The sequence below is a fragment of the Mycobacterium angelicum genome (assembly GCF_002086155.1).
In the GTDB taxonomy this organism is placed as follows: Bacteria; Actinomycetota; Actinomycetes; order Mycobacteriales; family Mycobacteriaceae; genus Mycobacterium; species Mycobacterium angelicum.
In genome coordinates this window covers 1-3,733 of sequence record NZ_MVHE01000145.1, presented here as the reverse complement: position 1 = coordinate 3,733, position 3,733 = coordinate 1, and the positions used below count along the sequence as shown (strand labels likewise).

The window sequence follows — 3,733 nt, the reverse complement described above, 5'->3', positions numbered from 1 at the left end:
CATGGGCGTCGGCGCAGCGTTCATCATGCCGAGCACGTTGTCGACGATCACCGCCGTCGTCCACCCGGATCAAAAGGGCCGGGCGGTGGGTATCTGGGCCGGATTCGCCAGTGCCGGTTCCATTTTGGGTCTGCTGCTCAGTGGCCTGTTGCTGGAACACTATTCGTGGCGTTCGACGTTCATCGGGACGGCGGCGATGGCGGCCGTGTCGCTAGTGATCACCTTGGTGCTGGTGCCCAACACCAAAAGCGCCGAGGAACCCGCACCGGATTTCCCGGGCGCGGGGTTGAGCGCCCTCGGAATCGGCGCGCTGGTGTACGGAATCATCGAAGGCGCCGAACAGGGCTGGACACACTCCACCGTGATCGCCGCGTTCGCGGTCGCTGTTTCGGCAATGGCGCTGTTCGTGGCGCATGAGTTGCGGACGGCGCGGCCCATGCTGGACCCGCGGCTGTTCACCAACGGTGGGTTCAGTTCCGGCACAACCGCTTTGGTCATTCAATTCCTGGGCACCTTCGGCTTCTTCTTCGTGGCGCAGCAATACGTTCAGCTCATGCTGGGCTATGCGCCGCTCAAGTCCGCTTTTGCGTTGCTGCCGATGGCCGCGGTGGTACTCCCGGTGTCGGCGATCGCGCCGAAACTGGCTGAGCGCCTGAGCAATCGCATCGTGATCGGCGCCGGCCTGGCCTGCATGGTGGCCGGATTCATCCTGTTGGCCCGGCTTCAAACGACTTCCGGCTACACCGACCTGCTGATCGGCATGCTGGTCTTCAGTGGCGGGCTGGCGCTGTCGGCCACACCGGCCACCAACACCATCGTCGACTCGCTACCGGCCGACAAACAAGGCGTGGCTTCGGCGATGAACGACGTCACCCGTGAACTGGGCGCAGCCCTAGGGATCGCCCTGCTCGGCTCACTGTTCAGCGCTGGTTACCGCGACAAACTTCAGCTGCCCACCGCCGTACCGGCCCAGGCGGCGAGCACCATCCGCGAATCTCCCGCCGCGGGAATGCATGTCGCCGCCGACCCACAGCTCGGTGCGCTGGGTCCCAGCGTGCATGACGCCGTTCGTGACGCGTTCATCGTCGGCCTTACCCACGCGTTCACCGCGGGAGCCGCCATCACCGGACTGACCCTGGTGCTGCTGACGCTCTTTCCGATGCCACGCCGCGGGCGGCATCGCAAGCCACGACGCCTGCCCGCACCGCCCAACCCATCGTGGTGGCTACCGCTGTGGCGCGGCCAGCTCGAGCCCACACAGCGCGTTACCACGGTCGCAGGAAAGGAATCTCGATGACAAGGTCTTCCAGTCAACCGGCAGCGCTCGCCTATACCGAACCCCCACAGCGAGTCCGCGAAAAGCTGGACCAAGGGCTGGTCGAGGCCATTCACGCCGCCGACGAGATGGTCGGCCGATTGGGCGAGGCTACTGCGCCCCGAACCAACCAAGACGGCGATATCGAACAACTCGGCGCGGTGACCGCGGTCCATCGGTTCGTCGAGGCGCCGGGCGACAGCGAGACCGTCAGATGGCATTTCGTGGAATCGGGCGCCCCGTCGGATCCCACCCTGGTTTTCCTGCACGGGCTGCCCGACTCGTGGTGGCAGTGGCACTACGCCCTGGAAGCCCTGAGCCAGCGCTACCACTGCCTGGCCATCGACCTCAAGGGCTACGGCCAATCCGACAAACGCAGCGGCGACTACCGCCAGGCCGGCGTTGCCGAACAGCTCGGCGCCCTCCTCGACGAGCTGCGGATCGGTGACTTCACGTTGATCACCCATGATCGCGGCACCCCGGTGGGCGACCACCTGGTTGCCGCGATGGGCGAGCGAGTACGGGGATACGGCCGTGGGCAGCAACACTTCTGGCATTTGCATCCTCGGCTGCACCCGCAGCAAGAGCTGATGCAATCGCCGGATGCACCGGCCATGCTGGGCGCAGCCCGGCAGTTCGTGGCGACGGTCTACAGCTGGCTCACCGAACGGCCCGTGGACCCGCAGGACCTACTGCGTACCTACGAAGAATTCAGCCACCCCGGAATTGCCACTGCCGTGCCGCGCTACTTCCACTCCTCGTCGTTTCGCCAAGAGTGGGTGGACCGCCGAACCCGGCTCATCCGGTCGTGGCGGGCTCCGGTGCTGCTGCTGCAAGGCGCCCACGATCCCCTGCAGCCGCGCGAGTTCTACCAGGGCGCAGCGCTTTTGGAGGCGCTGCCGGCCGGCAGCGACGTACATCTCTTCGACACCGGCCACTTCTGGCCGTTCGAGGCGCCGCAGGCGACGGTGAATGTCCTCGCCGAATTCTGTGACCGGTTCGCGGCGACGACGGCGACCGTAGGCAGCTGATTTGCCGGCGGTCAGCCGTGCGCGCCGTCGGCGCCAGCCGTACCCATCTCACCGAAGCCGGCGCTGCCCAGCGCACCGACGCCCCCCGCGCCACCGAGGCCGCCCTTGCCGCCGAACCCGCCCAGGCCTGGGTTGCCGGAATTGGCGCCGGTTCCCGGAGCGCCGCCGGCTCCGCCGTTACCGCCGGCGCCGCCCGTCCCGCCGGTGCCACCCATGCCCCCGGCACCATCGCTACCCGCGTGGCCGAAGAATCCGCCCGCGCCGCCCGAGCCGCCGTCGGCGCCCGCCCCGCCCATGCCGCCCGGCGCGCCGATGCCGCCGTTTCCGCCAAACCCGCCGTCCCCGGCGCGCATGGACTGCGAGTCGCCGCCGGTTCCGCCGGCACCGCCCACGCCACCGGCGGCGCCGATTCCCCCGGTGCCCCCGGCGCCGCCCAGACCGCCACCGCCGCCGTTGCCGAAGAGAAGGCCGCCGTGCCCTCCGGCGCCGCCCACGCCACCGCTGCCACCGGAACCGGCGTTGAGGGCTGCGGCACCGCCGTTACCGCCGGTTCCGCCGACCCCACCCTGGGCCGGATTGGTCGGGGTGTCGCCGCCGAAGCCACCCCGGCCGCCGACGCCGCCGGGCGCGCCGGTGCCGCCGTTGCCGCCGGTGCCGCCGGTGCCGCCGGAGCTGGCGCCCCCGACGGATTTGCTGCCGGCTTCCCCACCTTCACCGCCTGCGCCACCGGGCGCGCCGGCCCCGCCGGCACCACCGTCGCCGCCACGTCCGCCCGTCGCAGGCGCCCCGATCGTGTCGCCGTTGACACCGAAGCCTCCCCTACCGCCGGCGCCGCCGGGCGCTCCGGTGCCGCCGTCACCGCCGTGACCGCCCGGGGCGCCGTTGGCCGGGTTGAGGTTGCCAGTAAAGATGTTGCCGCCGTCGCCGCCCGTCCCGCCGGCTTGCCCGGACGCGGTGCCGTTGCTGGCGTTGCCGCCCGGTGTCATCGGGTTGTTCGAGTTGTCGGTACCGTTGGCGGCCGCCGTCACCGGGGATGCCAAGCCGGGGTTGACACCGTTGGTGCCGGTTCCCCCGACGCCGCCGGCGCCGCCCTGGCCACCGTCACCCCACAAGCCGACGGCGTTGCCGCCGCTGCCGCCGTGCCCGCCGGTGCCCGCACCGCCGACGCCCGCTCCACCGGATCCGCCATGACCGCCATTGCCGTACAACGTGCCGCCGGTGCCGCCATTGCCGCCGTCACTGCCGGTCCCGCCGACGCCACCGGCTCCGCCGTGGCCCCACAGTCCAGCATTGCCGCCAGTTCCGCCGGCGCCACCGGTTCCGGCGGTTCCGGCGATCCCGCCGGCCCCGCCGGCGCCGCCAGACCCGTATAGCCACCCGCCTGACC

General features: G+C 70.6%; 3 protein-coding genes. 2 read left to right on the top strand and 1 reads right to left on the bottom strand.

Annotation, left to right across the window (positions count from 1 at the left end):
* A partial coding sequence (locus BST12_RS28515; RefSeq protein WP_083116501.1) for an MFS transporter occupies positions 1–1,297 on the top strand: 1,297 nt, incomplete at its 5' end.
* Entirely contained in the window at positions 1,294–2,346 is a 1,053-nt protein-coding gene (locus tag BST12_RS28510; RefSeq protein ID WP_083116500.1) for an alpha/beta fold hydrolase, read from the top strand. The genes BST12_RS28515 and BST12_RS28510, both read left to right, overlap by 4 nt.
* 11 nt (positions 2,347–2,357) lie before the next feature.
* Here BST12_RS28510 and BST12_RS34445 read toward each other — a convergent pair.
* On the bottom strand, positions 2,358–3,733 hold a 1,376-nt coding region (locus tag BST12_RS34445), incomplete at its 5' end, for a PE family protein (RefSeq protein ID WP_170062226.1).

Bases quoted from the DNA above. Each gene is read 5' to 3' on its own strand.
- BST12_RS28510 (WP_083116500.1), top strand. From the start codon at position 1,294: ATGACAAGGTCTTCCAGTCAACCGGCAGCGCTCGCCTATACCGAACCC.